The 1,641-nt window shown below is 40.8% G+C and carries 2 protein-coding genes and 1 pseudogene; all 3 read left to right on the top strand.

Annotated elements, in window-relative coordinates; genetic code table 11:
• Window positions 1–280: pseudogene (locus B7717_RS00025) on the top strand (hypothetical protein); the annotation flags it as partial.
• A gap of 32 nt (window positions 281–312) precedes the next feature.
• The gene (locus B7717_RS00020; RefSeq protein ID WP_084943947.1) at window positions 313–708 is read left to right on the top strand and encodes a hypothetical protein; all 396 of its coding nucleotides are present in this window, start codon (window positions 313–315) and stop codon (window positions 706–708) included.
• 136 nt (window positions 709–844) lie between these two features.
• Window positions 845–1,641 (top strand): hypothetical protein (locus B7717_RS00015; protein ID WP_084943948.1); only part of this gene is annotated, 797 nt, incomplete at its 3' end.

Here is a 1,641-nt window from a genome sequence, read left to right as displayed (position 1 = left end):
TGAAGGGCAGGTCCCAGACCCTAACATCAACCTCTACAGTCTTTATCCAGACATCGAAGATAAACTCATCAATCAGAATTGGTCGCTTTATGTCCGTACAGATAAGGTCACACCGGATGAGTGGTTTGATACCGTGTTACACTGGTTTGCCCCTAAGGGAGAAGACCTTCTAACCGTTTATGGACGTAATGATGATGGGGAAGCCTCCGATGTTCAGATTCGTAACAGCCAAGAGGCGAATGCCTGGTTGGAGAAACATCCTGTCCTTCGGAAAATATAAGAAGATTGTTAGAAATGACGGAGTGAAATTGAATGAGTAATAAGAAAATTAATCCTGATAATCTCAGCCGGGTGAATGGTGCATTTAAAGATATGAGTGGCGAGTTAGAACATAACGTTTCGGACCTCATTTCTTCAAGTGCGACGGAAAAGATAGAAGCTGCGACAGATGGTATTAAGAAACTCTCTAAGGAAATGGTGGAGACGATTAGTTCCTTAGATGAGTATCTTGGGGCGGTTGGTGAAGCCTTTCGAAGCGCAGATGCGAGTATGGCTCAGTCCCTCGGTCAGAATATGTATACGAAAGCTCCTGAGTCACGAGAGGAGCGTAGAGAACGTTATATCCAAGGCGGAAAAGATTCTAAGGAACGTCATAATCGTAGGAAAATGGTTGAAATCGCAGAGAGTCAATACAAAGATTTTCCATAACTATATGAACTCACCTGAACATGATTCAGGTGAGTTTTTTTCATCTTCTCACGGCGTCACGCATATGGTATAATGGGTTAAGAGTTTATAATCTTTGTTCATCAGATACAAACAACAAATACTCAGGAGGAAGTCAATGAAACAATATAGGAAAAAAATACTAATCATTCTGGGAGTTTTAAGCCTCTTAGTCGTAACAGGATCTTGTTTCTTTCTTCTTTTGAAGCCCAGTCAACCCCCAAAAGAACTAGAGTATAGAATGCGAACTGCCAGGGAAAAATCAGATTTTCAACTATTTGGAGATAAGAACCAATATGTCCTTGCGCCTAGAAATAAAGGTAGTTTCTTTGTCAGTAAAACATATGCGATCACAGATGAGTACAAGACTTTTATAGTGAAGGAAGAAGGGAAGATACATGAAACACCTCATCTTCAGATAGAGGGAGAGTATTGGAATTTAGTCCTATATAATTTAGACGAGGAGGGATTGCCTGAACGAAAGATTGACCTTTTTCAGGCAGTGCGAAGCTACAATCAGAAAAGCGTTCCTACAAGACTGATTGGCTCGTATTACGTTGAGGACACTCACTACTTTGGGTTAGAAATTAGAGATTTAACGGATGAAGAAAATTGGGTAATCAGAACAGTCTATCTCAATGTGGAGACGGAAGAAGTAGTGGATCTTCCAAAAGATACAAAGTTTGGAAGGGACTCTGATATAAGCGCTACTGCAAGAATAACAAACTTCAATAAGGTTATAGACTCTAAGGGTTATATTGGTCCTTTGAATGAGATCGTCACAACTAGGTTTGAAGGGCAGGTCCCAGACCCTAACATCAACCTCTACAGTCTTTATCCAGACATCGAAGATAAACTCATCAATCAGAATTGGTCGCTTTATGTCCGTACAGATAAGGTCACACCGGATGAGTG

Origin of the sequence: Streptococcus oralis subsp. oralis (assembly GCF_002096495.1) — a bacterium.
In the GTDB taxonomy this organism is placed as follows: Bacteria; Bacillota; Bacilli; order Lactobacillales; family Streptococcaceae; genus Streptococcus; species Streptococcus oralis_CU.
Note: the sequence above shows the minus strand (reverse complement) of the source record. Positions and strands in the feature narration are given on the sequence as shown.